Raw genomic sequence first — 1537 nt, 5'->3', positions numbered from 1 at the left:
GTGGAACAATCCGTTCGGGATGTTGCCCCAAGAAAAAACTTAGGCAGAATGTGTCCGAAAATTTGACGTAGATCCAATTTTATTAGAATTCCATTTGGCAGTTTGTCTAAATTTTGTTCATTTCCTTTATTATACTACTCAGCTTGAAAAGAACAAGATGGAAATAAGTAATTTAATTTTTCCACGGTTTTAATGTATAGTTTTTAATAAACAGGAGGACGAGGGCATGGGAAAAAGGGAAACTGCATTTAATGAAATTGTGCGAAAAGTTCGAAAGGAACTTTATGGAAAAGGTCCGGAAAGAATTTATACTCATTTCGTGGAGAATATGGCTGTCACTACAATGTACGGCGTTCTGACACCGACCGAAAAATTTATTATACAATCCGAAGAAGGCAAAAGGGTCATTCATAATGCCAGAACACAAATGATCCAGGAAATCTATAAGCAGCAAATCCCGGAAGGAATGGAGGAGCTCTTCGATGCAAAGCTGCTTCATTTATTTTCGGATATAAAGGTTGAAGAGGATATGGCTGTATCGGTCTTTATATTTGAAAAGCCAATCGTATAGAAATACAAATAATAATTAGCCGCAAAAAAGCTGCACTCTATTGTTGCGAGCGCAGCTTTTCAATGAAGCAATTAGTTAAAAGTCGAAATTATCAGGGTCTGGCCCTACGCGCAGATTTTGGTTTAGGCTGTTGATGAGTTCCATATCTTCATTCGACAATTCAAAATCGAAAATATTCGCGTTCTCTACGATTCGTTGCTCGTTCGTCGATTTCGGGATTGTCACCACGCCATTTTGCAAATCCCATCTTATAATGATTTGAGAAACGGCCTTATTATATTTCTTGGATAATTCGACTAATGTTGGGTGATCCAACAATTGGCCTTGCATTAATGGAGACCAAGCTTCCAGTTGAATGCCGTTCTTCTCGCAGAAAGGCTTTACGTCCAATTGCGTCAGACGCGGGTGGTATTCGACTTGGTTGATCATTGGTTTAATTTCGGCATCTTTAAGCAAGTCTTCAAGATGATGGACTTGGAAGTTGCTGACACCGATAGCTTTAACTTTACCTTCTTTATAAAGGGTTTCCAGCGCTCGCCATGCATCTTTGTATTTATCTTCCACCGGCCAATGGATAAGGTATAAATCCAAATAATCAAGGCCCAGCTTATTTAAACTTGTTTCGTATGCGGCAATAGCCGATTCGTAGCCTAAATCCGAGTTCCATACTTTGGAAGTTATAAATAATTCCTCTCTCGAAAGACCGGTTTCTTCCATTGCCTCCTTGATAGCTTGACCAACGCCTGCTTCATTTTCATAAATCGCTGCTGTATCAATGCTGCGATAGCCCTGTTTAATGGCGAACTTAACGGCATTTACAAGTTCCGGTCCTTCCTTCACTTTAAAAACACCTAGTCCAAGCCAAGGCATTTTGACCCCGTTATGCAATGTTGTTGTATGCTGCAGATTTTTAAACATAATATAAACCTCCATTTTTTATAATTAAAGGAAACAGTAATAATACTG

The 1537-nt window shown here is 39.0% G+C and carries 2 protein-coding genes; one reads left to right on the top strand and one right to left on the bottom strand.

From position 1 onward, the window contains the following. The first annotated feature begins 226 nt into the window (after nucleotides 1-226). Complete coding sequence (locus ACTHOQ_RS18825; RefSeq protein WP_440497724.1) at nucleotides 227-571, top strand: Na-translocating system protein MpsC family protein; 345 nt, start codon at nucleotides 227-229, stop codon at nucleotides 569-571. A gap of 75 nt (nucleotides 572-646) precedes the next feature. Here the strand turns inward: ACTHOQ_RS18825 and ACTHOQ_RS18820 are convergent, their stop codons facing one another. After that, nucleotides 647-1489 (bottom strand): aldo/keto reductase, encoded by an 843-nt coding sequence (locus ACTHOQ_RS18820; RefSeq protein ID WP_440497723.1) that lies wholly within the window; start codon nucleotides 1487-1489, stop codon nucleotides 647-649. Nucleotides 1490-1537: the final 48 nt, after the last annotated feature.

The sequence above is a fragment of the Solibacillus silvestris genome (genome assembly GCF_051967575.1).
Classification (GTDB): domain Bacteria; phylum Bacillota; class Bacilli; order Bacillales_A; family Planococcaceae; genus Solibacillus; species Solibacillus silvestris_B.
This window is presented reverse-complemented; position numbering and strand designations above follow the sequence as displayed.